The organism is Vibrio sp. TRT 21S02, from assembly GCF_050113675.1.
Classification (GTDB): domain Bacteria; phylum Pseudomonadota; class Gammaproteobacteria; order Enterobacterales; family Vibrionaceae; genus Vibrio.
In genome coordinates this window covers 1-26,257 of record NZ_JBNJOI010000023.1, presented here as the reverse complement: position 1 = coordinate 26,257, position 26,257 = coordinate 1, and the positions used below count along the sequence as shown (strand labels likewise).

Sequence of the window (26,257 nt, the reverse complement as noted above, 5' to 3'; positions counted from 1 at the left end):
GCGCTAGATCAATTGAATTATTAATTTTAAAAAATTAAGTATAGCGTACGGCTGGTTTGATGCCTTATTTCATCAGGCTTTGATCACAAAAAAAGCCAACACAAAGTTGGCTTTTTATTACTATTGATACGCTTGATAAGCTAGACGAATTAATGCAGCGTACTGTTACCAGAACCGGCTTGATTGTACAGCTCGCTCACTTCTGATTCGTCGAACGAATAATTCGTGCCGCAGTAATCACAATGTAAAGAAACGGATCCTTCGGTGCTTAAAATGTCATAAATTTCAGCACGGTCGACGGTTACAATGGCTGCACCACTGCGCTCGCGTGAGCAACCACAGAAAAATTCGACAGGTTGTGGGTCAAACAGTCGAACTTTTTCTTGGTTATATAAGCGGTAAAGTAGTTCGTTTGCTTCTAAGGCGAATAACTCTTCATTTTTTACCGTGTCTGTTAGTTGCTCAAGGTGTTCGAAATCATCTGGGGTACCAGTGCCGTCGGGCATCACTTGGATAAGCATGCCTGCCGCATGAGGTTTACCTTCGACTTCACCAGTACGAATCCATAGGCGAGTTTTCAATTGCTCAGAGTTAGCAAAATAGCTTTCTAGTACCTCAGCCAATGTGTCACCGTCTAAACCCACGACGCCTTGGTAGCGTTCGCCTTTTTGTGGTTGGATGGTGATGACCAAATGACCTTTCCCCATCATGTCATGTAAGCTGGCGCCATCTGCAATGTCGCCTTCCCAACGAGCCACTCCACGGATTTTTTGGTCGTGATCACCATTGATGACAGCAAGGGATACAGGGCCATCACCTTGCAGTTGCATAGTGATAGAGCCTTCAAATTTTAAGGTTGCTGTTAATAAAGTGGTTGAAACGAGTAGCTCACCCAATAGCTTTTGTAGTGCTGCTGGGTATTCCTTGCTGGAAATGATCTGTTGGTACGCTTCATCCAGTTGTACCAGCTCGCCACGAACAGACAGGTCTTCAAATAGGTAGCGATTTAACACATTGTTTGCCATGTTACTCTTTTCCTCGTAAGCAAATGTCTCGTATAAGCCAATACGCTTACTGATGTTTAAATTTAATAATGTCGCGACGCTGTTTTTTATCCGGGCGACGATCTGGGCTCGGGTTATGTGCGTGCAGTTTTCGTTGCAACGAATTCTGTTCACGTTTGGCGACACTTTCAGCGGTCTCGGAGTATAAAGTTTGTGCTTCAGGAGCACCACGTCTTTGGTCAGAAATTTTCTCGATTAATACGGTTTTTTCTTCGTGACCTTGCCTTAATGTAATTATGGCACCGAGTTCGACGATTTTGCTGGGTTTTGAACGTTGCCCATTGTAGTGCACTTTTCCGCCATCAATCATATTGCGAGCGAGCGAACGAGTTTTGTAGAAACGAGCTGCCCACAGCCATTTATCGAGGCGAACGGCGTCAGAATTGGAACCCATACTGGTATTTTTCTCCTAATATACTTGACGTTTTTTGCCACATATTGAACTTACAATGGTGATGAAGGTCGTATTTTTCAAGTTTGTTCTAAAAAGTTATAAAAAACGGTAGTTGATGTTTTATTGTTCGCTTAAAACCTTAAATGTTGGTCTAGTTCGAATAATAATTATTTATAACTGTTATAACCCGACTTATTCTATGAAACACATAGGTTTTTTGAGAGAATTCGACCTTAACGAAACGTACTTTATACCGACGGGTGTATTGATAAAAACCACAAAAATAACTGAAGAAAGAAAGGATCTCCCGTGAGTCGTATGAACTTGGATCTAGCAAAGGGATGGGGCAGTTTCTCTAAACTATTCCAATACCAAAACACCGCCAGTACGGTGTTGATGGTGTTGTTTGCAGTGATGAGCGCCTGGATTGCAGGTAAAGCCGTTTGGATGGTGGCCCAAGAACAACAAATTGCAACTTGGTCTCCATCATCGTCTGTCAACAGTACATCATCCTCTAAGCCGCTTCTTAATCTTTCCAGTCTTCAGCAAAGCCACCTCTTTGGTCAGTATCAAAAAGATGCCGTGGCCGAAAAACCTAAACCCGTTGTTAAAGATGCGCCTAAAAGTCGCCTCAACGTTATTTTGGTGGGCGTGGTTACTACGTCGATTCCTGATAAAGGGCTTGCTGTGATCGCAAACCGTGGCGCACAAGCTACTTATGGCATTAATGAAGTCATTGAAGGTACTCGGGCGAAACTCAAAGCCGTGTTGGCCGATCGTGTGATTATCGACAATCAAGGGCGTGATGAAACAGTGATGTTGCAAGGGATTGAATATAAGAAACAATCTGCGCAAACCAAACCTAAGTCACAATCTCAGAGTGCAACAGGGAATCCGACAAATTTATCTAGGGATAAGGTTGAGCAAGTTCGCGAACGCTTGAGTGAAAATCCACAAGAAATATTTCGTTATGTTCGTATGTCTCAAGTTAAACGCGACAATCAGATCACTGGATACCGCTTAAGTCCGGGGTCAGAGCCTGCTTTATTCGAATCACTAGGGTTAAAAAGTGGTGATGTCGCTACGCATATTAATGGTCAGGATTTGTCTGACCCAAGTGCGATGAACCAGATTTTCAGAACAATATCAGAGTTAAGTGAACTCAACCTGACCGTTGAACGTGATGGTCAGCCATATGAGATTTATATTGAATTTTAAGACTCACGCCGCCTGAGGGCGGGGTCATTTAAGGAGTATGCCGTGAAGGGTTGGCTGAACAAGAGTACATGGTTGTTGGCTGGAAGTTTACTCGCGTCACCAATGGTGATGGCGAATGATTATAGTGCCAGTTTTAAAGGTACAGACATTCAGGAATTCATCAACATTGTTGGACGCAACTTAGAGAAGACGATTATCGTGGACCCTTCTGTTCGCGGTAAAATTGATGTGCGCAGTTACGATATGTTAACGGAAGATCAGTACTACAGCTTCTTCTTGAACGTATTGGAAGTTTATGGTTTTGCTGTCGTTGAAATGGATAACGGGATTTTGAAAGTTATCAAATCGAAAGACGCAAAAACGTCTGCGATCCCTGTTGTGGGTGATGCCAGTGCCAAAGGCGACAGTGTTGTGACTCGAGTTGTGGCTGTTCGCAATGTTTCAGTGCGTGAGTTGTCTCCTTTGCTTCGTCAGTTAAATGATAATGCTGGCGCTGGTAACGTGGTGCACTACGACCCTGCTAACATCATTCTGATCACGGGTCGTGCGGCGGTTGTTAATCGCCTAGCCGATATTATCAAACGTGTCGACCAAGCCGGCGATAAAGAAATTGAAGTGGTGGAATTGGATAACGCTTCTGCTGCTGAAATGGTACGTATTGTTGAAGCATTGAATAAAACCACAGAACAAAAAAATACCCCCGCATTTTTGCAACCTAAATTGGTCGCAGACGATCGTACCAACTCCATTCTTATTTCTGGTGATCCGCAGGTGCGCCAGCGTCTACGTAAATTGATTCAGCAACTAGATATCGAAATGGCGACTAAAGGTAATAACCAAGTGGTTTACCTGAAGAATGCTAAAGCTGAAGATCTGGTTGAAGTGCTTAAAGGTGTGTCAGATAACCTGCAGGCTGAGAAAAATGGTGGTGGTAAAAAAGGTGGAGGAGCTGCGAATCGCGGTGAAGTGATGATTTCTGCTCACCCAGAAACCAATGCTTTGGTACTGACTGCGCCGCCCGACATCATGAATGCATTGCAGGACGTGATTGCCCAGCTTGATATTCGCCGTGCTCAGGTATTGATTGAAGCGTTGATCGTTGAAATGGCGGAAGGTGATGGCATTAACCTTGGGGTTCAATGGGGATCGCTTGAAAGTGGTGCGGTTATCCAATATGGCAACGCTGGTGCTCCTATCGGCCAAGTTATGGTTGGTTTGGAAGAAGCAAAAGATACGGTAGAAAAACAGCCGATCCGTGATAGTGATACCGGTGAAATCAAATATTACGAAGAAACCACTACCAAAGGTGATTTCTCTACGTTGGCAGCGGCACTAGGTGGTGTGAATGGCGCTGCACTTAGTATTGTGATGGGAGATTGGACCGCGCTTATCAGTGCTGTATCAACCGATTCTAACTCCAACATTCTGTCGTCTCCGAGTATTACAGTGATGGATAACGGAGAAGCCTCTTTTATTGTCGGTGAAGAAGTGCCAGTGATCACGGGGTCTACAGCCGGCTCTAATAATGACAATCCATTCCGGACCGTTGATCGTAAAGAGGTCGGGATCAAGCTGAAGGTTACCCCGCAAATTAATGAAGGGGACTCTGTACGATTGGATATCGAACAGGAAGTTTCAAACGTATTGAGTCCAAATGGTGCAGTTGATGTTCGCTTTGCAAAACGTCAGCTCAATACGTCTGTGATGGTTGAAGATGGTCAGATGATTGTCCTAGGTGGCCTTATTGATGAGCAAACAAAAGAAAGTGAATCAAAAGTGCCTTTGTTAGGTGATATTCCTGTTTTAGGTCATCTATTTAAATCAACCAGCACACAGACCAGCAAGAAAAACCTGATGGTCTTTATCAAGCCAACGATTATTCGCGATGGTGTGACGGCAGATGGTATCACTCAGCGTAAATACAACTTTATTCGAGCAGAACAATTGTATAAAGCTGAAGAAGGTCTGAAGCTGATGGATGATGCTCATATTCCTGTATTGCCTAAATTTGGTGAAGATCGACGTCATCCAGTAGAAATCCAAGCATTTATTGAGCAGATGGAAAGCAAGTAATGAGTGATGTGGAGTCTGTAGTGGCGTTCAGTCGCCTGCCGTTTAGTTTCGCCAATCGCTTTAAACTGGTGCTTGAAATGGATCAGGGTGGACTGACTCTGTTTTACGTTGCCCCCTTATCCATGCCGGCCTTAATGGAAGTAAAGCGGGTGACGTCTGCCAATTTTACACTGACTGAAGTGTCACAAGAGCAGTTTGAAAGCCGCTTGACCGTAGCGTATCAGCGTGACTCTTCTGAAGCTCGCCAGTTAATGGAAGATCTCGGTGCGGATAGCGATGATTTCTTCTCTTTGGCGGAAGATTTGCCACAAGATGAAGATTTGCTTGAGTCTGAAGATGATGCGCCAATCATCAAGTTGATCAATGCCATGCTTGGTGAAGCGATAAAAGAAGGTGCATCGGATATCCATATCGAAACCTTTGAAAAGAGCCTTTCCATCCGTTTTCGGGTCGATGGGGTACTGCGCGATGTCCTTTCTCCAAGTCGAAAGCTTGCACCATTGTTGGTATCGCGGGTAAAAGTTATGGCGAAACTGGATATTGCAGAGAAGCGAGTGCCACAAGATGGCCGAATTTCACTGCGTATCGGTGGTCGAGCGGTGGATGTTCGTGTATCGACCATGCCATCTTCTCATGGTGAACGTGTGGTAATGCGTCTGCTGGATAAAAACGCTACTCGTCTCGATCTGCATAGCCTTGGCATGACAGCTCGCAACCATGATAGTTTCCGTAAGATGATTGACCGCCCGCACGGCATTATCTTGGTCACTGGTCCTACAGGCTCTGGTAAATCGACCACGCTCTATGCTGGACTTCAAGAATTAAACAGCAATGAACGCAATATTCTTACCGTCGAAGATCCAATCGAATTTGATATCGATGGCATTGGTCAAACTCAGGTGAACCCAAAAGTCGATATGACTTTTGCTCGCGGTTTACGTGCGATTTTGCGTCAAGACCCAGATGTTGTGATGGTCGGGGAAATTCGAGATTTAGAAACCGCGCAAATTGGCGTGCAGGCCTCATTAACCGGTCACTTGGTGATGTCAACGCTACACACCAACACCGCGGTAGGTGCCATTACTCGTTTACGTGATATGGGGATTGAACCTTTCCTAATTTCTTCTTCGTTACTGGGCGTTTTGGCTCAGCGTCTTGTTCGCACATTATGTAAAGACTGCAAAGAGCCTTTTGAAGCCGACAAAGAGCAGAAAAAACTGTTTGGTCTGAAGAAAAAAGATGAGCTAACCCTTTACCGAGCCTGCGGATGTGAGAAATGTAACTTCAAAGGCTACCGTGGCCGAACAGGGATCCACGAACTGTTAATTGTTGACGAAAGCGTGCAAGAGCTTATTCACAGTGAAGCTGGTGAACAGGCAATCGAAAAAGCCATTCGTGAGCATACGCCAAGCATTCGTAGTGATGGCTTAGAAAAGGTGCTTAATGGTGTGACTTCATTAGAAGAAGTCATGAGGGTAACCAAGGAAGCATAATGGCAGCATTTGAATATAAAGCGCTCAATGCTAAAGGGAAAAATGTCAAAGGTGTTATCGAGGGTGATAACGCCAGACAAGTCCGTGCTCGTTTAAAAGAGCAAGGTTTGATCCCTGTTGATGTGATTGAAACTCGCGCCAAAGCCAGCAAGCAACAAGGAACGGCAAAAAGTGGTTTTAAGCGGGGTATCAGTACCCCAGATCTCGCGCTGATCACGCGTCAGATCTCAACCCTAGTTCAATCAGGGATGCCGTTGGAAGAGTGTCTGAAAGCGGTATCGGAACAATCGGAAAAGCCACGTATTCGTACGATGTTGCTCGCGGTGCGCTCCAAAGTCACGGAAGGTTACACGCTGGCAGACAGTTTGGCCGACTTTCCTCATATTTTTGATGAGCTATTTCGTGCCATGGTGGCTGCGGGTGAAAAGTCAGGCCATCTCGACGCAGTATTGGAACGCTTAGCTGACTACGCAGAGAATCGGCAGAAAATGCGTTCAAAGCTGATGCAAGCCATGATTTATCCGATCGTCTTGGTGGTGTTTGCTGTTGGTATCGTTGCATTTCTGCTGGCGGCTGTCGTACCCAAGATCGTTGGCCAATTTGTGCAAATGGGTCAGGAGCTTCCTCAGTCGACTCAGTTCTTACTTGCCTCCAGTGAATTTGTGCAAAACTGGGGACTGTATATTCTTGCTGCTGTATTGGTTTTGTCTTATCTGATCAAGTTTGCATTGAGTAAACCCAATATACGTCTGAGCTGGGACCGTAAGGTCATTCGAATGCCGATGATTGGCAAAATTTCTCGTGGCCTGAATACCTCTCGATTTGCTCGTACGCTCTCGATTTGTACCTCCAGTGCGATCCCTATTTTGGAAGGAATGAAAGTCGCGGTTGACGTTATGTCTAACCATTACGTTAAACAACAGGTTTTGAGTGCAACGGATAATGTTCGTGAAGGGGCAAGCCTGCGTAAAGCGCTCGATCAAACCAAATTATTCCCACCAATGATGCTACATATGATCGCCAGTGGTGAGCAAAGTGGTGAATTAGAAAGCATGCTAACGCGCGCCGCCGATAACCAAGATGCAAATTTTGAGTCAACAGTGAACATCGCATTGGGTATTTTTACTCCAGCTTTGATAGCGTTGATGGCCGGATTGGTATTGTTCATTGTCATGGCGACGTTAATGCCGATTTTAGAAATGAATAACTTAATGAGTGGGTGACCTAAGCAGGACACAAATACTTGGAGAAAATAATGAAAAACAAAATGAAGAAACAGTCAGGTTTTACCCTGTTAGAAGTGATGGTTGTTGTGGTTATTCTGGGGATTCTGGCGAGCTTCGTCGTACCAAACCTGCTGGGTAACAAAGAGAAAGCGGACCAACAGAAAGCGATCACTGATATTGTTGCGCTAGAAAATGCATTGGACATGTTCAAGCTAGATAACAGCGTCTATCCAACAACCGATCAAGGACTGGATGCGTTGGTAACTAAACCATCAAACCCTGAGCCGCGTAATTACCGTAATGGTGGCTACATCAAGCGTCTACCATCAGATCCATGGGGTAACGAATACCAATACCTAAGCCCTGGTGATAATGGCGCTATCGATATTTTCACTCTTGGCGCAGACGGCCAAGAAGGCGGTGAAGGGGCAAATGCCGACGTTGGTAACTGGAACCTTCAAGATTTTCAATAATGAGTTTTAGGCGGCGTTAAGCCGCCTTAATTAGCATGAATAGCAAACGCGGTTTCACTCTCATCGAAATATTACTGGTTCTTGTGTTGTTGTCGATGGCTGCGGTTGCAGTGATTGCCACCCTCCCAAGCAGTACCGATGACACCTTAAAACAACTAGCCAAATCTTTATCGCTGAGAGTGCAACTTCTAAATGAAGAAGCGCTGCTGAGTGGCAAAGATTACGGCTTGCGTGTGGATGAAAAACAGTCACGCTACGTGCTATTAGAGCTAAAAGAAGATGGCTGGCAACCTTTAGCAATAGACAAGATTCCTTCAGAAACGCAACTGCCGGACGGGGTTGCCATTGAACTTTCATTGGGTGGCGGCGTTTGGCAAAGCGATGATCGCTTGTTTAAACCGGGTAGCCTATTCGATGAAGATATGTTTGCCGACGTTGAGCAAGACAAAGAGAAAAAGCAGCGTCCTCCACAAATTTTTATTGTTTCCAGCGGTGAAGTGACGCCTTTTACCATTTCTTTATACCCTTCACAGGAAAACAGTGAACAAGATGGTTGGCGTATACGTGCAAAAGAGAATGGTGAAATTATCTCTTTAGCGCCAGGAGAAGATGATGCGTCGTGAGCGAGGAATGACCTTACTGGAAGTACTCGTTGCATTGGCGATTTTTGCCACAGCAGCCATCGCGACGATCCGCTCTGTGAGTCAACACATTAATACCTTAAGTTATCTGGAAGAGAAAACTTTTGCGGCCATGGTGGTGGACAATCACATGGCTAAGGTAATGCTTGATGGTAATAAGGTCAAAAAGCAAACAGGCAAAGACGAATTAGCGGGGCGCACTTGGTATTGGAGTGTGACACCAGTATCAACCTCTGGCGATCTGCTACAAGCATTTGATGTCAGTGTTGCTGTGGAAGAAAAAGGCACACCAGTGGTCACGGTGAGAAGTTATGTGCAGAAGTAACCGTCGTCAACATGGTTTTACATTGATTGAAGTGCTGGTGGCGATTGCGATTTTTGCCAGTTTGAGCCTAGGTGCCTATCAGGTCGTCAATCAAGTTCAACGCAGCAACGAGCTCTCTCTGGAAAAAAGTGAACGACTAAAGGCGATTCAACGCACATTGGTATTCATGGATAACGATTTTCGCCAAATGGCATTAAGAAAAACCCGCACTAATGGGGAAGAGCCCGATGCCTTATTGGTTCATTGGAAAGATTATCTGTTGGACTCCGATGGAAAAGGGATCATGTTTGCCCGCACAGGATGGCGTAACCCGCAACAGCAGTTCCCGCGTGGCGAGGTCACTAAAGTAGGCTATCGCATTAAAGAAGAAACGTTAGAGCGTGTGTGGTGGCGTTATCCCGATACGCCAGCAGGGCAAGAAGGGGTTTATACGCCGCTTCTAAAAGAGGTCGAAACCTTAGAAATGCGCTTTTACGATGGTAAGAAGTGGCAGAATCAATGGGAGACCAAAGATACGTTACCTCAAGCGGTTTCTGTTACTTTGACCCTAAAAGATTATGGGGACATTGAGCGTATTTATTTAACTACTGGCGCTCAATTGACTGAGGCGGCAGAAGGGGAGCTGAAACAGTGAAGAGAAGCTCTCAAAAAGGTGTCGCGCTGATCGTCGTGTTGTTATTGCTTGCTATTATGGCAACGATTGCGGCAGGTATGGCTGACCGTTTATTTAGCCAGTTCAAGCGCGCGTCAAACCAGCTCAATTATCAGCAAGCCTATTGGTACAGCGTTGGTGCTGAAAACTTGGCGAAAAAAGCCATTGAACAAAGCTATAAAGACAGTGATACCACGAACCTTTCTCAGCCTTGGGCACTGGAAGAACAGGTTTACCCATTGGATTACGGCACCTTATCTGGACGTATCTATGATCGCCAAGCGTGTTTTAATCTCAATGCATTGGCTGGAGTTACTGCTCAACCAGGAGAGAGCAAAATGCCTTTTCTGGTGGAAATGCTACAAAACCTGTTGGAAGAGCTGGAAGTGGAAAACTACCAAGCTGAAAGCATTGCTCAATCAGCGTGGGAGTTTGTCGACAAGGATAATACCGTGAACTCCGTATCTGGGGTGGAAGACAGCACATACGAAGGCTTTTCACCTGCTTATATGACGGCAAACGCGTTGCTGGCTGACGGTAGTGAGCTTCGAGCTGTTCATCAGGTTACGGGTGATGTGATGGCGAAAGTGGCGCCGTATGTTTGTGCCTTGCCTACCAGTGAAATGGCGCTAAATGTGAATACGATAGACAGTAAGCATGCTGCACTTTTAGCGGCGCTGTTTCATCCGGCACTGAGTACGGATGATGCCAAGTCTATGCTTGAGAGTCGCCCATTTGACGGTTGGCCAAGTGTGGATGATTTTCTTCAGGAGTCAGCACTGTCAGGCATCAATGATGAACAAAAAGAAAAGGTTAAACAGTATCTTGCTGTAGATAGTGTGTATTTTGAATTGGATGTACAACTATTGGTTAACGAATCTCGCGTTCGAGTTCGTAGCCTGTTGTTTAGTGAAAATAGAGAAACTGCAACGGTAGTACGCCGTCGCTTTGGAGGAATCAGTGAGCGAGTTTCTGATCGTTCGTCTGAGCAGAAATAGTAGCCACTCGGTACAGTGGTTAGTTTGGTCTGAAGCTCAGCAGGACGTTATCGCCAGTGGTGAATTAAGTAATCAAGACGATTTAGCTGAGCTAACAACGTATGCCGCCGGTCGTCAGGCGGTGTTATTAATTTCGGCCGCTGACGTGTTATTAGCGGAAGTGGATGTTCCAGCTGGAGCGTCACGCCAGTTTGAGAGCATGTTGCCTTACCTTTTGGAAGATGACATCGCGCAAGACGTTGATGATCTGCATTTTAACGTGCTCGAAAAGCGCGGCGATAAAGCCAAAATTTGCGCGGTGGAAACCCAATGGTTAAGTGAAACCCTCACCGCACTGAAAGATTTAAATGTGGATGTGAAGCGTGTCCTGCCCGATGCTTTGGCATTACCAGAACTGGATGGCATAGCGGCTGTTGAACTAGATGGTCAATGGTTGATGAAAAAAGACGCTTTTTCGGCATTGAGTGTTCATTCTGAGTGGCTGGAAATGGTGGCTCAGTCAGAGTGGGTGAAACAAGATGAAGAGTTTTTAACCTTAACCTCATACTCGCCATTGCCTGAATTGAATTTAGCTGAAGAGCAAACATGGCAAACCAGTGAGCCTAAGCTGGTGATGCAACTGCTGGCAGAGCAAGCCGTCAAAAGTAAGGTCAACTTACTCAGTGGTCGGTTTAAACCCAAATCGTCTTTGCTACGCCATTGGAAAGTTTGGCAGAAAGCAGTGGTTGCAGCAGCCGTATTTGTGGTGATTGCTGGAGGTTATAACCTGTTAAAAATCCAGCAGTATGAAACTCAAGCCAATGCTTATCGTGCGGAAAGTGAACGTATTTTTAGAACAGTATTTCCTGGGAAAAACAAGATCCCGACCGTGAGCTACTTAAAACGTCAGCTCACTGACGAAGCGTCGAAACTGTCTGGTGGTGGTTCAGGCGAAGGGGTTCTGAACTGGATGGTAAAACTGCCACAAGCACTGTCTGGAATAAAAGGGCTGAAGTTGAACAGCTTTAAATACGATCAAAACCGTGGTGAGGTGCGTCTAGAAGCACAGAGCCAAGATTTCCAGAGCTTTGAAAAAGCACGTGAGCAGCTTGCGCAGCATTTTGCGGTAGAGCAAGGCCAGCTTAATCGTTCTGGTAACGCCGTTAATGGCACCTTTGTGCTGAAGAAGAAGTGAGGTGAGTTCAATGCAAAAATACATAGCCTCATTCCAAAGCTGGTGGAGTAGCATCAGCGTGAGAGAACAGCGCATGGTGATTGTCTGTTCACTCTTGTTGGTTGTCGGGATCATTTATTGGGGGATATTGCAGCCAATAAGCTCGCGAGCCGAGCTGGTGCAAAACCGTATTACCAGTGAGAAGCAACTGCTGAGTTGGGTACAAAACAAAGCGGATGAAATTTCTCGATTGCGTGCGCAAGGTGGGCAAGTGGTCTCTAGCCAGCCGCTGAACCAAATCATTTCCTCGTCAGCGAGCCGTTTTAATATTGAACTGATCCGAGTACAACCTCGTGGTGAGATGATCCAAGTTTGGGTCCAACCGCTGCCTTTTACTACATTGATTGACTGGGTTGCTTACCTGAAAGAAGAGCAGGGTGTGAATGTTGCTTTCCTTGATGTCGATAAAGCTGAACGCGCGGGTGTGGTCGAAGTTAAGCGCTTGCAGTTGAGTAAGTAAGAGAGGGTGGCGTGAAGAAAAAAATACTGATAACTCTGCTGGTTGTCATGGCATTCCTTGTCAGCCTTGTGGTTCATATTCCCGCACAGTTTGTGCTTAGCCAATTTCCTTTACCGCCTCAGCTGAGTCTGAATGGCGCCACTGGCACTATTTGGAAGGGGCGTCTAGTGAGTGCACAGTGGGCACAGTATCAACTTGGCGAGGTCAGCTGGAGTATTCAGCCAAGCAAACTGTTGACGGGGAATCTGCAAGCACAAGTACGATTTGGCCGAGGCAGTGATTTAAACGTGAAAGGCCGAGGTATCGTGGGCTATGGTGTCAGCGGTGCGTATGCAGAGAATTTTGTTGCCTCAATGCCCGTTGATACCGCATTAGAATTTGCCCCAAATCTGCCAGTACCATTGGATTTAACTGGTCAGATTGAGCTAAGCATCAAACATTTTGACTATGCTGAGCCCTACTGCCAGTCTGGAGAAGGTGCTCTGGTCTGGAATACCGATACCATTGGTACCCCATTGGCGGAACTGAATGTCGGACCTGTTGTGGCAGATATTAGTTGTCAGGATAGTACGTTAACTATGAAAGGTAACCAGCAAAGTGAACAAGTTGAAAGTGAATTTTCGTTGGTCCTTAAAGCGGATAGTAGCTATGACACCCAAGCTTGGTTTAAGCCGCAACAAGCGTTCCCATCAGCATTACAACAGCAGCTGAAATGGTTACCAGCACCGGAAGACAATGGGCGATATCCATTTTCCTACCAAGGGCGCTTATAATCTTGGTACCCATATCAATAAAAAAGCCAGTCAAACAATGACTGGCTTTTTTGTGGTTAGGCGGTTGGAAAACTGATTTGGACTTTCAGGCCACCCTCACTGCGATTGGTTACTGCGACGGAGCCATGATGCTGGCTGATGATCCGCTTCACAATGGCTAACCCAAGCCCGGTACCTTCGCTGCCTCTGGCGGTATCGCCACGGGTGAAAGGTTCAAATAATTTCGCAACTTGGCTTTCTTCAATACCGGGACCATTGTCTTCAACACATACCCAACATAATTTGTTGTCAGCGGTATTTCCCGTACTGACTTTGACCCAACCATTACCATAGCGTATCGCATTGACCACCAAGTTACTGACGGCACGTTTCATTGCGATGGGGCTGCCGTGCGCTAACTTGAGGTCGGTTTGCAATGCCGTTTCAATTTGAAATTCATAGCCACCTTCAGAAGAGGCAACATCGTTAGCGATGTCATTCAAATCCACCTCAACAAAAGATTGGGTATTAATGGGTTTCAGGTAATCCATAAACTGGCTAATGATTTCATTACACTCTTCGGTGTCGCTGATAATCCCTTCTGCTAAATAGCTGTCTTCGGGTGACATCATTTCTGTCGCGAGTCGGATGCGAGTGAGTGGCGTACGTAAATCATGGCTGATCCCGGCCATTAATAATGCGCGATCTTCTTCCAGCTCTTGAATCCCTTTCGACATGCGATTAAATGCGCGGGTAACCGAGCGAATTTCACTGGCTCCCTTTTCCGGTAACGGCGGGGGGATTTCACCACGGCCGACGCATTTCGCAGCGCTTTCTAATGACGTTAATGGTCGGTTTTGTAAGCGGATAAAGAGCCAGCCCCCCGCGATAATTAAGACAGCCATGATCAAGCTATTGCGAAAAAGTGGGGCAAAATCTTCTTCTTGTAGCTCAGATAAAGGGATCCTAAGGAGTGAGTCAGGCAAGGCATCGGTTTTCATCCAGAGAATGTAACTCTCTTCCCCTAGCATCATTCGCACTTCGGTTGGTGAACCCAGCTCATGACTCATTTCTTCACTCATGAGATCAATACTGACGGCATGCTCGTATTCACGGGCAATCAAACTGTTCTCTGCATGCATGGTGACGCCAAGCTGTTCGAGGACCTGACGGCGTAAAGGTGCATCCATTGCGAGCTCATTCGTTCCGTTCTCGGTGTCGAGTAGCATGAGCTTGATTTCGTGGCTAAGAATTTTATTGAACTGCTGCAAGCTGGGTAATAAGGCGTAATTAAACACCGCGTAATAAGAATAAACCTGACTGGCAATGAGGAGAGTGATAAACAACAGGATCGATTGGGTGAAGGAGCTGCGAATGCGCATATGTAGAACCTATGGCTAGAAAGGTGCTGGTAACGGAAGGAAATACCAGCACCATGTGTGAAGGAGTTAAGCTTCTTTACCGTCCGGTACAAAGACGTAGCCGAGGCCCCAAACAGTTTGGATGTAGCGAGGTTTGCTTGGGTCAACTTCGAGCATACGACGCAGACGGGAAATCTGGACGTCGATTGAACGTTCCATTGCGGAGTATTCACGGCCACGTGCCATATTCATTAACTTATCACGTGACATTGGCTCACGAGCGTTAGTGACTAGCGCTTTTAATACCGCAAACTCACCAGAGGTTAGAGGCATTGCTTCCTCGCCGTGGAACATTTCACGGGTGCCTAAGTTTAGGCGGAACTCACCAAACTCGACAATGGATTCTTCAGAACTTGGTGCACCCGGAAGTTCAATCGTTTGGCGGCGCAGTACGGCTTTAATTCGAGCTAAAAGTTCACGTGGGTTGAATGGCTTCGGTAAATAGTCATCAGCCCCAACTTCCAAACCAACAATACGATCAACCTCATCGCCTTTTGCTGTCAGCATCAAGATAGGTAGCATGTTGTTCGCGTTACGAAGGCGACGACAAATGGACAAGCCATCCTCTCCAGGTAGCATGAGATCAAGCACCATCAGGTGGAAAGTTTCACGTGTTAACAAACGATCCATCTGTTCACTGTTTGCCACACTGCGTACCTGGAATCCTTGCTCAGACAGGTAACGCTCCAGTAATGCACGCAAGCGCGCATCATCATCTACGACCAGAATTTTAAAGTTTTCTTGCATGTAATGATTCCACTTAATAAATACGCTGTCCCGATTTGGGTAATCAAAATGTAACACTGTTCTGACTAATGTGGCGCAAAGAATTGTTAACGTTTATTACCTTTTTAGCTAATGTATACAGTGGTTGCAAACGAATATTGCTAGGAATATGAAAACAAACCTGATTACACGCGAAGGCTACGATAGGCTGAAGAAAGAGTTGGACTTTTTGTGGCGTGAAGAGCGCCCAGAAGTGACGAAGAAAGTAACTTGGGCAGCAAGTTTGGGTGATCGCAGTGAGAATGCCGATTAAGAGTTAGAACCACTTTAAACATACTAAAATGGCTTTAGGCAAGAGCATATAAACAACAAAAAAATAGTACACATACTAGATAACTGTACTATTTGACAACCATTTTTCTAACACATCTAAAACCAGTGCCGCCTGAAAATAGTATTTTAATTTGGCTGGTTATTTCCCATCATCATATGAGTTAAGATAGTCCGCTATGATATCTCCGTGACAAGCTTCTGGCTTACAAAAACATCCCAAGCGCTTACCCGAAAGCTCTAACATATCTGCTTTTGTGATGTTCAGGAACTTATCATAATCGAAGTCATACTGGTATTTTCTCAATACTTCATTTCTATCATCACCATCGACACCAATTGGATACGGATTTCCCCATGGAGAACCACGACCAATGTATTCATAATCTTCAGTATTTTTCTTACTGTTATAAACAGGGTCTTTTTTTATATTCACGACCCGTGTTAGTAAGATTTTTTGAACGCTAGTTTTAACTGAACTATCACGTAGGGCTTTTACTTCATCTATAAACTCTTCACCATCACTGAATATTATTGAGTGAGTATAGTCATCTAAATTGCCAATCATTGACTTAGAATACACGGTATACGAGAGGTTATGTGATAAGGCATATTTGCTCCCAAACTCATGAAAATCATCAACGAAAATTAGCTCAGGTGTTTCCAAGTTCTTTAGAAGGTTACTCAACTTCCGACAAAACTTGGAATAGCATTTAAACAACTCTGGGTAAAGAATAAGAACTCGATTCATAACTAGAACAAATGCTTTATAGTAAGATTTAAACCAGAGTGCTTATTGAGGTATTCAACAACCAATCGTCTATGACACAGATGAGGCTCATGTTCACTGCAAAGCAAACAACCATGCTCTAACATGCTCGGTGTTATTTGCTTTTCAATGTTCCTTATCGCCATTAGATTAAGAAACTTATCTTCGTACTCACTCCATGACATGTCACCTTTCTTATAAGGATTCAACATCTCTTTTGTCGGCGCAAGTTCAGGTAAGTGAACGTACTCTGCATCACAAAGTTCTTTGAGGAAAAACTTCAAATCATCACGTTTAGCAAAACCAGCAAGCTGAGAGACGTTGTTCAAACGGACATCGATCATAGTCTTAACATCGTTCGTTTTCACAAAGTCGAAAAAAGTCTCAGCGCTCTTTTTTGTAAAACCAATAGTAAAAATATTGATATTAGAGTGATCACTAATCATAGTCTTCAATCTCGTCAAAGTAGTTAGGGAAAGTGTAAATTCCATTTACCTGTAACCAGTAACCGTTCCTTCCATCATCAGTTTGAAAGCTTCTGCTTAGGCCGATACGTAAATACAGTTCTTCTTGTAACTCAATAAATTCCATGACTTTATCGAGTTCCCCGTCTTTATAGTGCTTTTGAGCAAAGTCATGGAATCGTCGATCTGTAATTGATAAAAAGCCGAAGTAATTACCCTCATCATCCCAAAAAGATGCCTTGATTTTTCCTGGGTTAAACTTGTCTTCATGAATGGTCAAACTCTTAGGTCTGATCTTTATCGTAATAATTGAGTTATCGGGTGCATCTTTGAGCTCGATATGTTTTTGGTACCTTTCAGCAAAAGTAACATCGAAACCAATGGGCACTGATGGACTAAGCGTTAAATCTAGAACCCTTTTAAATTCTTCTTTCGTACAACGACCTACTGATTTACCATTTTCGAAGCTAGAATCTTCTACATGTGGCTTAGCAGCTCCCTTGATGCGAGTAAAAGCACCACAAAGCTTAGAGCCCGGCTGTAAATTTAGTTTTTTGCATGTTTCGCTTGTAATGTAAGGCATTGGACGAAAAAACTCCCCTGTATCAGGGTCTGTTGCAGCGATGCATACGTTAGGGTTACCTTTTTTAAATCTAGTCAGGTCTGTAATAATTAATTCTTTCATTTTTATAATCCTTACCATCTTTTTTTTAGAATGCCTTAACGTCTTTTACTGTGGAGCTCTTTGTATACTATGTGAGTAATGCTCGTTCGGTTTCTTTAAATCATTTATCAAGCAGCACGAGACACATCAAATCTACGATTAACCTCATTCGTTATACCACGCTTCATCTAAATGATGTTGATATCTAGAATTAATTGAGAACAAACTAACGGGCTGCGAAGATGCTTTAACTCTAGTGTTCTTTGAAACAATCTTACTTCTCGGTTAGTTTGTTGTGCAATCAACATGCTCCAACCGAGGATGTGTGTATAGTCTATTGTCAATAGCCTACTAATACTGACAGAAACAACGTTGTTTTGAGTTTGATTTAAGACTAGCGTTGATGCATTTTAGATATGTCAGAGCTTATCGTTACACATCAAAAAGGCTTCAAAATGAAGCCTTGAGAATATCATTTAACTAAGCTGAGTCTGGCTCGTGCTTTTGGAAGTGTCGCTACATTAGCTTTTTGCAAAGCAACGTTAGGAACAACAGCACATTTAAACAAGAGTCCACTAACTTCATCAACGGGCAGACTTATACTTTTTGCTAAATCCACGATAGAGCAACCGTCTTCACTAAGAGCTGCCAATATTTTATTGATAACATGAGAGGTCTCACGTTGGATACCATCAATTTCTTTGGTCCTTAGCCCCATTTTGCTTGCTTGAATCACTAGATTCTTGTACTGCCATTCAGAAAGCACGCCTGTGTTTTTCATCTGCACAATAAGCGCAAACGCCGAAACCTTCCAGTTATGCTTAAGCTTCAAAATTGACTGGATAGTAATCAGGGAGCCCTTATAAGGTAAAACCGTTACTCTCGGCATTAGTAGCTCTGCCGCAAACCTGTCAGCTTCAGACTCTAAGTCTTTTCCTTGTGGAGAGTTATGTCGATGAAGAATGAGGTGACCTAACTCATGAGCAGCATCAAACCGACTTCTTTCCCCCGATTTCTGCGTGTTTAAAAACACATAAGGGGTAGCCCCTTTCCAAAAAGAAAAAGCGTCGACATTTTGAGTATTTTCCGCCAATGAAAAAACTCTGACACCATTTTTTTCAAGCAAATGGACCATATTACTAATACTTGCAGTACCAAGGTTCCAATCTGCTCTCAACATCTGAGCAGCAACCTCCGGTTCTATATCGCGATAGTCTGGAACATTTACTTCAAGCATATTGTAGCTAAGTTCAAAGAACTCGCTAATCAAAACTCCTATCTGGCCAGCACCAATAGCTGCATGCTCTTGTGCTGCTTTCATGCTCTTCAGAGATCTGAAAGACACCGTTTCTCTAGCTACTTCTTCGATGGAATCGTCATCAAGTAAAAATTCTGCAGGGTAATTCAAGGCGCGAGAAAACGCCTTAACTGTTGCTTCAGGTGGTTCGCTGCTGCAATAGTCTTTTTCATACTCCGATACCATCCTAGGCGTTAGACCAACTTCTTGAGCTAAAGATTTGAAGGTTAACTGCCTTCGCGTTCTAGCTAACTTTAACCTAGATGGATTAAATTTTACTGACATTTCTCTACTACTTACTTCTTAATGGGGTCAAAAAAATCGGTGTCATCAGTAAATGTTGGCTGCATCGGTTTAGTAATTTGACCTTCAAATGGCACTGCTTCAAAGAGAAACCTTTGTGACCATTGCGATATTTTCAGTCTACCTTTCGCACCTGATAGCTGTGTTTCCGTCGGTAACGACAACTCAAATCTGACTTCTGATTTATCTTTATCAATCGCGTATAAAAACACCCAAGTTTGATGACCGTCCGCATTGCTAATTGTTCTATCAATAGTAGCAACGTCTTCAAACAGTGGATAGTTAGCTTCTACAATATTTTTTGTAGCTTGTCCTTTTTGGTTACGAGTTCTGGGCTGAACATCGTTATCAAGGCCAGTGTTAGAATCACCACTGGTAACAACTATCGTCAACTGCTGTTCAGCATTGACTAATTGAGCCATACCATCTCTATGGATAGACTTCCAACCAATGCACTGATCCACAACCATTTGGCGAAAAGATGCAACAATTTCTTCCCAAGCTCTTGAACCGCCAGCTGTTATCGGATGGAATTTGTTGACACTATTGTACTGAGCAATCCCACTTAAGATTGCATCTGTGAACACTTGGGTACTAATACCTAGAACTGATTCTTCTTGTCTGGGGTCATCTTCTTGCGCCCAAACCTTTACTAAACTGGAATTCATAAACAGAAACCTTACCTATTACAATTATATTTAATCGAGTTGCAACGCTCATTTCCTATTTTAACCTACTTTCGTAGGCAAAAACAAGAAATGTATCTGTATGGTTTTAGGAAAAGATAAGTAACGCTACCATTGCTTTTAAAGTAAAATGTAGAAGAGCATCATACTCCTCATGATCTGTGAGTACGCTGCTTGTATAGTAGTTTCCTTGAGAGAACCGCCGAGTTAGTACCTTAAGTAGAGTCCACAATTAAAGTGTAAGAAAGGCTGAGATTACGCGCTGCTTAAAAGTTCCTAGTCGAAGTTCATCTAATGTACTGAGTGAGCCGGTTGAATTGGATGCGATATTGATAGCACTGTTCCAGCTCAAGTTTGGGTTCACTTCACTTTGTTCTTCTAAAAGCCCATTACCAGTTAATTGAGTTCGTTGGGATACCGACTCAAACTGTATTAAACTGTCTATTTTCGCAAACATGCAAGATTCAGGAATGTCTTGTTCAATCCGCTCCGAAAATTCTATTAAGCTTTGCTCTGCAAAAGTAAATAGCCACGCTTGCTGGTTGGTTTCCTCATTTACTCGAAGAATTCGACCGAGTACTTGTCTAAAGTAAAGCTCAGTTTTTACAGAACTCATATGACAACATACTTGAAGTCTAGGAATATCAGTGCCCTCACTAATCATCCCAACGCTAACTATCCACTGAGTACCCCCCTGACGATAGCGTTCAATCTCAGACAAAGGCTCCTCGTGACGATAAGTCACTAAGGAGACGGTTTGTCGATACTTTTCCAAAAGTATCTTTTTAATCTCTTGGGCATGTTGAACAGAAGAAGCAACGACTAACCCTCCTGCATTCTGATTTTGAGTACGTATGTCAGCAAGCTTTCGACAACCGAGTCCAAGCAGGTATTCCATAGCCTCTTGGTTATGTATTACGCTCTGATAAGAAGCTTTAGTTTGCTTTAACATTTCAAGAATCGACGAAAACGATTCTGCTTTTCCGTCGCTAGTCACCGACAAATGTTCATTGTCTACGAGTACAATTCTTGGGGCTCTACAAACATGGTCGGCAACGGCTTCTTTGAGAGTGTACTGATAGTCAACCAAGAGCTCCCCATCAGGGTCGCTATACTGTGCCATTACTATCGGCAATGCATCTGAACGCCAAGGTGTACCAGAAAGCGCTAAGGTGTAAGTAGCCAGCCCCTGAATCTTAGTAAGGATCTGTTGCCCCCAAACATTCGCGTTTTGATACTCGGAACCTGAGCAATGGTGTATCTCATCAAACACTACAAACACTCTATAGTTACGTAGCGTCTGCCAAAACTCTTCGCTTAGAAACTGAATGGACTGGTAGGTTAGCGACTGTCCAATTGAGCCTAAACCACCATTAAAAGTGCAATTGAGAACTTTTGAAAAGGTTCTTTTTATCCCATCTGATACCGTTAACGACGGTGAAAAACACAAAACAAGGTCAACCATATCATTCCCCAACAACCTGGAAGCAATAGTTGCCGCCAATACCGTTTTCCCTGCCCCTGGAGTCGCTTGGCAAAAAAAGTGGTGCTGGCTGTTTTTGTAGTTTTGTACCGCTCTTTCAGAGCACTCTTGTTGCCATTTTCTCAACATTCGGTGACATCCGAAGATATGGAGTTAATCACGTTGGTGAGTACGTTCACTTTACCAAATAGATGTGCAGAGCGATCTCTCGCTTGTTGCAACATAGGGTTGAGCCTTGGTTCCAGTTCGGGGAAACGACGATTGATTGATTGGTATTCGTCGATCTCACCCAGAACAATCTCTAACTCAGCTTTGTACTGGTTTCGCTCATGGCGCAATACCGAGTAATCTGGAGAGGTTTTCAATGGAGAGGTGGCATTCTCTCGTCCTACTTTGGGTTTCACATTAAGAGAGCGAAACAGTTCCGTTTGAAAGTATCTTTTATCTCGTCCCTCCCCCTCACATTCAAGCCAACCGTTTCTCACAAAACGAAGGATCTGTCTGTAGAGTCTTTTTCTTGCCTCATCAGGATTTTTCCTAAGATCACTTATAGAAAGAGAGGCGTCGCGTAGTTCAATAACCGAAAAGCCATCCATACCTTTTTCAATCAATAACTTGTGTATAATCGCACTGATTTTCGTCGAACGTTTCATTTACAACTCATGCAGAACCAAAAACTAAGGATTGCTTAGTATACAAAAATCGACAAAACTAAGAAAATCTTAGTTACTGTAGGTTTTCACACATGAACCGAAAATGTCATTTACTAACCCAATCCCGTCGCGACTTAAAGAAGCACGCAAAAAAGCCAAACTCTCCCAGAAAGCCTTGGGGGTGCAAATAGGTATGGATGAAGGCTCGGCAAGTGCCAGAATGAATCAGTATGAGAAAGGCAAACACACTCCTGATATACAGACTCTAAAGCTCATTGCTGACGAGCTAGGTGTTCCTTTGAACTATTTCTTTTGTGAGGAAGAAAGCTCCGCCAAGTTAGCTTGCTTGATTGCAAGATTGAGCGAAGAGGAAAGGCAAGAGCTTATAAATACGTTGAGCGGTTCCGAGGATAGTTAGGTTTTTTTGTAGCTAATCGAGTTAACGAACCATTCTTTGTCACCTTCAGGTGTGCGAACCGTCACTTCGTCATCCACTTCCTTCTTCAACAATGCTCTCGCCATTGGCGAATCAATCGAGATGTAGTCTTTTGCGTCCCCATAGATTTCTTCAGGACCGACAATTCTGAATGTCTTAACATCACCGGCTTCATTCTCAATCTCAACCCAAGCGCCGAAGAAGACCTTTCCTTCTTGTTGAGGAGAATAATCTACGATGCTCACCTCAGGGAGAAACTTGCGGAGGAAGCGCACACGACGGTCTATTTGACGAAGTAAGCGCTTATTGAAGGTGTAATCGGCATTTTCAGAGCGATCGCCAAGGCTTGCTGCCCATGTGACGATTTTGGTGATCTCTGGACGCTTCTCATTCCACAGATGGTCGTGTTCCGCTTTGAGTTTGTTATAACCTTCTCTGGTGATTAGTTTTGTTTTCACTTCTACAGTCCAAGTTATCTATAAGTTTTGTAGCGCCTTTTTAATTGCGTCCAAAGTCGCAACAGGGAAAAAAGACTTTTGAGTGTCACTCGAGACTATACTGCCATTTTTTCCAAGCTCCAATTGATGTCTACGTAAAAACTCACTAGAAATGAGGTACTCCAATGCGCTTCGCTCCAACTCAGTGAGCTTAATCGACGCCACAGAGACATCGACGTTATCGAACACTTCAATGACCTGATTGATAGGCACTACTTCATTAAGTAATCGTTCCGCTTCCTTTTTCTGAGCATAGAGAATGTTGGCTTGAAGCTTGACTACTGGATCTTCTAGTTCATCTATCCAAGCGTGCATCTTACCTTTTGAGGTCTTTCGAGCAGGCTTTGGTTGGTCTTTTGTTGAAGAGTTGAAGCTAGCAATTAAAGTTCGGTAGGATTCACCGGTTTTGTTTCGGATGCTTTGTGCAGCAGGAACACCTCGCCCTTTTCCAAGACGAGCTATCGTTGAATAACTAAAGTCGTTCAATCCGCGCTCTTGTTGTTCCTTGCATATGGTAAACACGGCTTCTAACGAGTTCTGTACCCGAGATGATGCTTTCTTTTTTAGCTGACTCAGTACTTTCTCAGGAGTAATTTCTGACATGCTGACCAATCCTTTCTAGTGGTTTCGACTTCTCAAACAATTCACGAATCGTCTTTTCGTCGAACTGGTTATCTATCGATAAGTCCTTTAGGGTCAAGCTCCCATCCATAAGGCGGTCGACGTTTTCCCAGCCTTTCAAACGTGTCAGCATTAGCTCTGTTAACTGGTTCCCCACTGCAAGCTGTTCTTCTTCTGACAGTAAGAAGAATTGCGGCTGAATACCATTTTCAACCATCATTTTGTCGATCATTTGAGAGCGTCTAGTAACCGCTAAATCGTCGCTACAGCTATGGTACAGTTCTGCGTTCGAACATACCTCTGATAGCTGATGAAAGCTACTTACTTCAACTAGTTCAACATCCAGTGTGAATTCATGCGGAACAATGAGCTGATACTGATTCTCCGTGTTTTCTTTAGGGTTACGCATAAGAGTTTGACAATTATGGATATGTCGGTGAATCGCGTTCATGTCTGAGAGGTACAAATCTAGCTTCTTCGCTCGTGTTTCAATTTCTGAGTTTAAGTGCACGCGCTCTCCAATTAACTCACGTCTCCCAGACTCCAAAGCTGACTTCTCTGTGCTATCCATTTTTATTTTGTAAAGTCGGTGCTCAATTACATCAATCTTTTCTGCAATGTCATCAAGCTTTAGCTCAAGCGAAGAGTAACGCATAGACTGAGTGTTCACCGCTAGGCTTATTTCATTGAACATAGCGGCAAGTCCAACCAAAAAAGCAGGGCCGGTAATAAAGAATCGACATTGAAAACAGTTCTGCTCACCCAAATAACCTGCTGGTACGCGGTGATATATGTTGGCTTTCGTGGCTACAGGACAGCCCCCTTCCGAGCAAAAAGCACCTCCCACAGGGCAGATACCAAAGTCTTTCCAAAGATAGCTTGAGGCTGGCCGGGCATTGTCTAGTGAATTTAGTAAATCTCTAGACGAACATACCAACTGTGATTTCACCTCTTCAATTCGTTGCTGCTCCACAAAGGATTTGAGTGTCTGAGTTGCTTTGCTCATCGCTTCTTTTTCTCCCAACTCCATTTTCTCTCGTAAGTTGGCGCCTGTTTTATCACTCTTGGTATAGTAGATAGTCATTATGATGCTGGAGTGGCCTACCAGTTTCATTATGACTTCCAAAGGAATGCCGAACTCATACGCGTATGCGTTAATCAGACTAACGCGCATTGAGTGTGGAGTGTAAGGGGATTTGAAGTGTGAAAGCGGTATAATTTCGCTGCTCTCTAAATCTTTGATGACCTTAGCGTATTTTAACCCACGGTATGTGGCCGTTGTGACGTCCTTTTTTGCACTGAAAAACAGTGCAGCTGCCAATCTATCAGTTAGGCGTCCGCTGAAGTATCCCGGCTCTATCTGTTTAAATTCCCTAAATAAAAAGCAATTAATACCTTTGTATTTGCGCTGAACTTCATTCAAGTTGGTACGAGTACAGTCCAACCACTTTGTTGGCTCCTTAAGTGGATTGTATTTCTGTTGCCACTTTCTGAGCTTTACCAACCAATACGCAAGCTCTATGGGCATGAAGGGAATCGTGTAGCCCGAACCATCAAACTTAGTTTTGTTCGACGTGTAATGGACACCAAACTCTCCTTGCCCTGACTTACTCACCATACTCTGCCGATTAGTTAGGCCTGCCAGCTTAGTCCTATTTTTCTTCCAAACGACTTTACCATTCTTAAAGTGGGCGAGTTCTTTGTCGGCCTCTCCAGAGTCACTGTATACGATTTGCATTCCTCTTGCAGGAAGTTGCATCAATGAATATGTATAGGTCCAGTATGCTGGAAACCAAAGATAAGTTTTGCCATTTTGAACTTTGAAAACGCAGTCAGGGTCATTATGATCGAGAATAGTATTGTCATTGATCTCTACCCAATCGGATGAAAATCGATGTAAATGGCTCAAATCCCGATAACTCAGTTTTTTCTCGATTGAGTCTGGGGGAAATATCCACTCTCGGCCTGCCTTTACATATTGATAAGGCAGGCTCATCTTGAGTGTCTCATTGACAATATTTGGTGCTGCCTCGCCATTAAAGCTAATGTGGCTAAAAGGGTTTTTAGCGCCCTTGATATGGGTAATTTCTCCCGTCTCTGAATCTTCCAAAATAAGATAACTCGAGATAATCCAATCTAAGAACTCATTGATTGAGAACGCCCATTTTTTTCTTCGCGTCACTGGAACTTGTTCAAACAGATTCAGCATTGGTTGAATATTTGTCGAACCACGTGTGAGAAACTCCAACGGAGATGTTTCAAAACCATTTGGCTCAACGTATTCACGAACAAATTCACATAGGTCTTTCGCTTTGGTATCTCCCCCACGTGCAGACTTGAGAAACTCTTTTATCGTCTCCGCCCACAACGACCATTCATCAGTAAAGTATTTCACTTGATATGGTCGTTTAACTCCCCAGAAGTCATAGGTGTTAGTCCAACCCTTTCCCTGGTAATGTTCTTCTGGCTTAGCTGGCATTCTAGGGTCGTTGGATTCAGCTCGAAGCTTCGCGTATTCTGCGAGACTGGAAACGCCTTTGCTTCGAACCAAAGCCACTAGTTCGTCATATTCATAAGGTCTTGGTATATCGAGAGCATCATACCAATTGCTCCAGTCAGGTATTCTTTTTTCAGGTTTGGAGGGTAATTGAGAATAGTGCTTCTGCGTAACTCTGTATTGAGATGAATCTTTGATTTTTAGAATCGCACATGCTGTTTTGAACTGTTTCAGATTAGATATATATCTGGGCAATAAGAATTGAATCCAGTTGGTCCAATCATGGGCATAAACCTGATTTGGACGCGAGGGAAGACGCTCATCTTCTTTGTAACGCTGCGAATACTCATTCTGCGATTGAATGCCCAATCCTATCGCCGCTTTGTTGGCCTCTGCATATGTCGAATACCAAGGCCGCTTTTCTTTAT

At 43.9% G+C, this 26,257-nt stretch carries 27 protein-coding genes and 1 pseudogene; 14 read left to right on the top strand and 14 right to left on the bottom strand.

What is annotated here, in order from left to right; genetic code table 11:
- Window positions 1-149: 149 nt before the first annotated feature.
- Together hslO and hslR are read right to left on the bottom strand one after the other, a co-directional pair.
- On the bottom strand, window positions 150-1,025 hold the full coding sequence (gene hslO / locus ACQEXU_RS19875; RefSeq protein ID WP_427012031.1) for an Hsp33 family molecular chaperone HslO: 876 nt from the start codon (window positions 1,023-1,025) through the stop codon (window positions 150-152).
- Between the two features lie 46 nt (window positions 1,026-1,071).
- Window positions 1,072-1,458 (bottom strand): ribosome-associated heat shock protein Hsp15, encoded by a 387-nt coding sequence (gene hslR, locus ACQEXU_RS19870; protein WP_427012030.1) that lies wholly within the window; start codon window positions 1,456-1,458, stop codon window positions 1,072-1,074.
- Between the two features lie 318 nt (window positions 1,459-1,776).
- On the opposite strand from hslR, the gene gspC reads away from it, so the two are divergent.
- The 12 genes from gspC to ACQEXU_RS19810 are packed head-to-tail and all read left to right on the top strand — an operon-like array spanning window position 1,777 to window position 13,003.
- Window positions 1,777-2,676, top strand: a complete 900-nt coding sequence (gene gspC / locus ACQEXU_RS19865; protein ID WP_427012040.1) for a type II secretion system protein GspC — start codon at window positions 1,777-1,779, stop codon at window positions 2,674-2,676.
- Between the two features lie 42 nt (window positions 2,677-2,718).
- Window positions 2,719-4,749, top strand: coding sequence for a type II secretion system secretin GspD (gene gspD, locus ACQEXU_RS19860; RefSeq protein ID WP_427012029.1), 2,031 nt, complete (start codon window positions 2,719-2,721; stop codon window positions 4,747-4,749).
- On the top strand, window positions 4,749-6,242 hold the full coding sequence (gene gspE, locus ACQEXU_RS19855) for a type II secretion system ATPase GspE (protein WP_427012028.1): 1,494 nt from the start codon (window positions 4,749-4,751) through the stop codon (window positions 6,240-6,242). The genes gspD and gspE overlap by 1 nt, the downstream gene beginning before the upstream one ends.
- Window positions 6,242-7,465: a type II secretion system inner membrane protein GspF gene (gene gspF / locus ACQEXU_RS19850; protein ID WP_427012027.1), complete on the top strand. Its 1,224-nt coding sequence runs from the start codon at window positions 6,242-6,244 to the stop codon at window positions 7,463-7,465. The genes gspE and gspF overlap by 1 nt, the downstream gene beginning before the upstream one ends.
- A gap of 32 nt (window positions 7,466-7,497) precedes the next feature.
- Window positions 7,498-7,941 carry a type II secretion system major pseudopilin GspG gene (gene gspG / locus ACQEXU_RS19845; RefSeq protein ID WP_427012026.1) on the top strand — a complete coding sequence of 148 codons (444 nt, stop codon included), beginning with the start codon at window positions 7,498-7,500 and terminating at the stop codon, window positions 7,939-7,941.
- Window positions 7,942-7,976: 35 nt separating this feature from the next.
- Window positions 7,977-8,564: a type II secretion system minor pseudopilin GspH gene (gspH, locus tag ACQEXU_RS19840; protein WP_367987776.1), complete on the top strand. Its 588-nt coding sequence runs from the start codon at window positions 7,977-7,979 to the stop codon at window positions 8,562-8,564.
- Window positions 8,551-8,907, top strand: a complete 357-nt coding sequence (gspI, locus tag ACQEXU_RS19835) for a type II secretion system minor pseudopilin GspI (RefSeq protein ID WP_367987777.1) — start codon at window positions 8,551-8,553, stop codon at window positions 8,905-8,907. Before gspH ends, gspI begins: the two co-directional genes overlap by 14 nt.
- Window positions 8,894-9,541 carry a type II secretion system minor pseudopilin GspJ gene (gene gspJ, locus ACQEXU_RS19830; RefSeq protein ID WP_427012025.1) on the top strand — a complete coding sequence of 216 codons (648 nt, stop codon included), beginning with the start codon at window positions 8,894-8,896 and terminating at the stop codon, window positions 9,539-9,541. Before gspI ends, gspJ begins: the two co-directional genes overlap by 14 nt.
- Window positions 9,538-10,557, top strand: coding sequence for a type II secretion system minor pseudopilin GspK (gene gspK / locus ACQEXU_RS19825; RefSeq protein WP_427012024.1), 1,020 nt, complete (start codon window positions 9,538-9,540; stop codon window positions 10,555-10,557). Before gspJ ends, gspK begins: the two co-directional genes overlap by 4 nt.
- Entirely contained in the window at window positions 10,520-11,731 is a 1,212-nt protein-coding gene (gene gspL, locus ACQEXU_RS19820; protein WP_427012023.1) for a type II secretion system protein GspL, read from the top strand. Before gspK ends, gspL begins: the two co-directional genes overlap by 38 nt.
- A 10-nt stretch (window positions 11,732-11,741) precedes the next feature.
- The gene (locus tag ACQEXU_RS19815; RefSeq protein ID WP_427012022.1) at window positions 11,742-12,230 is read left to right on the top strand and encodes a type II secretion system protein M; all 489 of its coding nucleotides are present in this window, start codon (window positions 11,742-11,744) and stop codon (window positions 12,228-12,230) included.
- A gap of 11 nt (window positions 12,231-12,241) precedes the next feature.
- Window positions 12,242-13,003: a type II secretion system protein N gene (locus tag ACQEXU_RS19810; RefSeq protein ID WP_427012021.1), complete on the top strand. Its 762-nt coding sequence runs from the start codon at window positions 12,242-12,244 to the stop codon at window positions 13,001-13,003.
- 56 nt (window positions 13,004-13,059) lie between these two features.
- On the opposite strand, the gene envZ is transcribed toward ACQEXU_RS19810, so the two are convergent.
- Both envZ and ompR read right to left on the bottom strand, forming a co-directional pair.
- Entirely contained in the window at window positions 13,060-14,364 is a 1,305-nt protein-coding gene (envZ, locus tag ACQEXU_RS19805; protein WP_367987782.1) for a two-component system sensor histidine kinase EnvZ, read from the bottom strand.
- Between the two features lie 66 nt (window positions 14,365-14,430).
- Window positions 14,431-15,150, bottom strand: coding sequence for a two-component system response regulator OmpR (gene ompR / locus ACQEXU_RS19800; RefSeq protein ID WP_367987783.1), 720 nt, complete (start codon window positions 15,148-15,150; stop codon window positions 14,431-14,433).
- A gap of 148 nt (window positions 15,151-15,298) precedes the next feature.
- On the opposite strand from ompR, the pseudogene ACQEXU_RS19795 reads away from it, so the two are divergent.
- Window positions 15,299-15,439, top strand: a pseudogene (locus ACQEXU_RS19795) (transcription elongation factor GreB); the annotation flags it as partial.
- A 162-nt stretch (window positions 15,440-15,601) separates the two neighbouring features.
- Here the strand turns inward: ACQEXU_RS19795 and ACQEXU_RS19790 are convergent.
- The 7 genes from ACQEXU_RS19790 to ACQEXU_RS19760 all read right to left on the bottom strand — a co-directional run bounded on the left by ACQEXU_RS19790 (window position 15,602) and on the right by ACQEXU_RS19760 (window position 21,778).
- Entirely contained in the window at window positions 15,602-16,210 is a 609-nt protein-coding gene (locus ACQEXU_RS19790) for a DUF4326 domain-containing protein (protein WP_427012020.1), read from the bottom strand.
- Between the two features lie 2 nt (window positions 16,211-16,212).
- On the bottom strand, window positions 16,213-16,674 hold the full coding sequence (locus ACQEXU_RS19785; protein ID WP_427012019.1) for a DUF488 family protein: 462 nt from the start codon (window positions 16,672-16,674) through the stop codon (window positions 16,213-16,215).
- Window positions 16,667-17,377: a dual OB domain-containing protein gene (locus ACQEXU_RS19780; protein ID WP_427012018.1), complete on the bottom strand. Its 711-nt coding sequence runs from the start codon at window positions 17,375-17,377 to the stop codon at window positions 16,667-16,669. Before ACQEXU_RS19780 ends, ACQEXU_RS19785 begins: the two co-directional genes overlap by 8 nt.
- Before the next feature lie 451 nt (window positions 17,378-17,828).
- Complete coding sequence (locus tag ACQEXU_RS19775; protein WP_427012017.1) at window positions 17,829-18,938, bottom strand: helix-turn-helix domain-containing protein; 1,110 nt, start codon at window positions 18,936-18,938, stop codon at window positions 17,829-17,831.
- Window positions 18,939-18,949: 11 nt separating this feature from the next.
- Window positions 18,950-19,624 (bottom strand): hypothetical protein, encoded by a 675-nt coding sequence (locus ACQEXU_RS19770; RefSeq protein WP_427012016.1) that lies wholly within the window; start codon window positions 19,622-19,624, stop codon window positions 18,950-18,952.
- 250 nt (window positions 19,625-19,874) lie between these two features.
- Window positions 19,875-21,254 carry a DEAD/DEAH box helicase gene (locus ACQEXU_RS19765; protein WP_427012015.1) on the bottom strand — a complete coding sequence of 460 codons (1,380 nt, stop codon included), beginning with the start codon at window positions 21,252-21,254 and terminating at the stop codon, window positions 19,875-19,877.
- Window positions 21,248-21,778 (bottom strand): hypothetical protein, encoded by a 531-nt coding sequence (locus ACQEXU_RS19760; RefSeq protein ID WP_427012014.1) that lies wholly within the window; start codon window positions 21,776-21,778, stop codon window positions 21,248-21,250. The genes ACQEXU_RS19765 and ACQEXU_RS19760 overlap by 7 nt, the downstream gene beginning before the upstream one ends.
- 103 nt (window positions 21,779-21,881) lie before the next feature.
- Between ACQEXU_RS19760 and ACQEXU_RS19755 the strand changes: the two genes are divergently transcribed.
- Window positions 21,882-22,196 (top strand): helix-turn-helix domain-containing protein, encoded by a 315-nt coding sequence (locus ACQEXU_RS19755; protein ID WP_427012013.1) that lies wholly within the window; start codon window positions 21,882-21,884, stop codon window positions 22,194-22,196.
- Here ACQEXU_RS19755 and greB read toward each other — a convergent pair.
- The 3 genes from greB to gmtZ form a co-directional block, all read right to left on the bottom strand.
- The gene (greB, locus tag ACQEXU_RS19750; RefSeq protein ID WP_427012012.1) at window positions 22,193-22,672 is read right to left on the bottom strand and encodes a transcription elongation factor GreB; all 480 of its coding nucleotides are present in this window, start codon (window positions 22,670-22,672) and stop codon (window positions 22,193-22,195) included. The genes ACQEXU_RS19755 and greB overlap by 4 nt on opposite strands.
- A gap of 18 nt (window positions 22,673-22,690) precedes the next feature.
- Window positions 22,691-23,314 carry a gamma-mobile-trio protein GmtX gene (gene gmtX / locus ACQEXU_RS19745; RefSeq protein WP_427012011.1) on the bottom strand — a complete coding sequence of 208 codons (624 nt, stop codon included), beginning with the start codon at window positions 23,312-23,314 and terminating at the stop codon, window positions 22,691-22,693.
- Window positions 23,295-26,257 (bottom strand): gamma-mobile-trio integrase GmtZ (gene gmtZ / locus ACQEXU_RS19740; protein ID WP_427012010.1); only part of this gene is annotated, 2,963 nt, incomplete at its 5' end. The genes gmtX and gmtZ, both read right to left, overlap by 20 nt.

Coding starts and splice junctions, on each gene's coding strand:
- ACQEXU_RS19755 (WP_427012013.1), top strand. CDS start 21,882: ATGTCATTTACTAACCCAATCCCGTCGCGACTTAAAGAAGCACGCAAA.
- gspI (WP_367987777.1), top strand. CDS start 8,551: ATGATGCGTCGTGAGCGAGGAATGACCTTACTGGAAGTACTCGTTGCA.
- ompR (WP_367987783.1), bottom strand. CDS start 15,150: ATGCAAGAAAACTTTAAAATTCTGGTCGTAGATGATGATGCGCGCTTG.
- ACQEXU_RS19815 (WP_427012022.1), top strand. CDS start 11,742: ATGCAAAAATACATAGCCTCATTCCAAAGCTGGTGGAGTAGCATCAGC.
- envZ (WP_367987782.1), bottom strand. CDS start 14,364: ATGCGCATTCGCAGCTCCTTCACCCAATCGATCCTGTTGTTTATCACT.
- ACQEXU_RS19780 (WP_427012018.1), bottom strand. CDS start 17,377: ATGAAAGAATTAATTATTACAGACCTGACTAGATTTAAAAAAGGTAAC.
- hslR (WP_427012030.1), bottom strand. CDS start 1,458: ATGGGTTCCAATTCTGACGCCGTTCGCCTCGATAAATGGCTGTGGGCA.
- ACQEXU_RS19790 (WP_427012020.1), bottom strand. CDS start 16,210: ATGAATCGAGTTCTTATTCTTTACCCAGAGTTGTTTAAATGCTATTCC.
- gspG (WP_427012026.1), top strand. CDS start 7,498: ATGAAAAACAAAATGAAGAAACAGTCAGGTTTTACCCTGTTAGAAGTG.
- gspF (WP_427012027.1), top strand. CDS start 6,242: ATGGCAGCATTTGAATATAAAGCGCTCAATGCTAAAGGGAAAAATGTC.
- hslO (WP_427012031.1), bottom strand. CDS start 1,025: ATGGCAAACAATGTGTTAAATCGCTACCTATTTGAAGACCTGTCTGTT.
- ACQEXU_RS19785 (WP_427012019.1), bottom strand. CDS start 16,674: ATGATTAGTGATCACTCTAATATCAATATTTTTACTATTGGTTTTACA.
- ACQEXU_RS19765 (WP_427012015.1), bottom strand. CDS start 21,254: ATGTTGAGAAAATGGCAACAAGAGTGCTCTGAAAGAGCGGTACAAAAC.
- gmtX (WP_427012011.1), bottom strand. CDS start 23,314: ATGTCAGAAATTACTCCTGAGAAAGTACTGAGTCAGCTAAAAAAGAAA.
- ACQEXU_RS19775 (WP_427012017.1), bottom strand. CDS start 18,938: ATGTCAGTAAAATTTAATCCATCTAGGTTAAAGTTAGCTAGAACGCGA.
- ACQEXU_RS19770 (WP_427012016.1), bottom strand. CDS start 19,624: ATGAATTCCAGTTTAGTAAAGGTTTGGGCGCAAGAAGATGACCCCAGA.
- gspE (WP_427012028.1), top strand. CDS start 4,749: ATGAGTGATGTGGAGTCTGTAGTGGCGTTCAGTCGCCTGCCGTTTAGT.
- gspH (WP_367987776.1), top strand. CDS start 7,977: ATGAATAGCAAACGCGGTTTCACTCTCATCGAAATATTACTGGTTCTT.
- gspJ (WP_427012025.1), top strand. CDS start 8,894: ATGTGCAGAAGTAACCGTCGTCAACATGGTTTTACATTGATTGAAGTG.
- gspC (WP_427012040.1), top strand. CDS start 1,777: ATGAACTTGGATCTAGCAAAGGGATGGGGCAGTTTCTCTAAACTATTC.
- ACQEXU_RS19760 (WP_427012014.1), bottom strand. CDS start 21,778: ATGAAACGTTCGACGAAAATCAGTGCGATTATACACAAGTTATTGATT.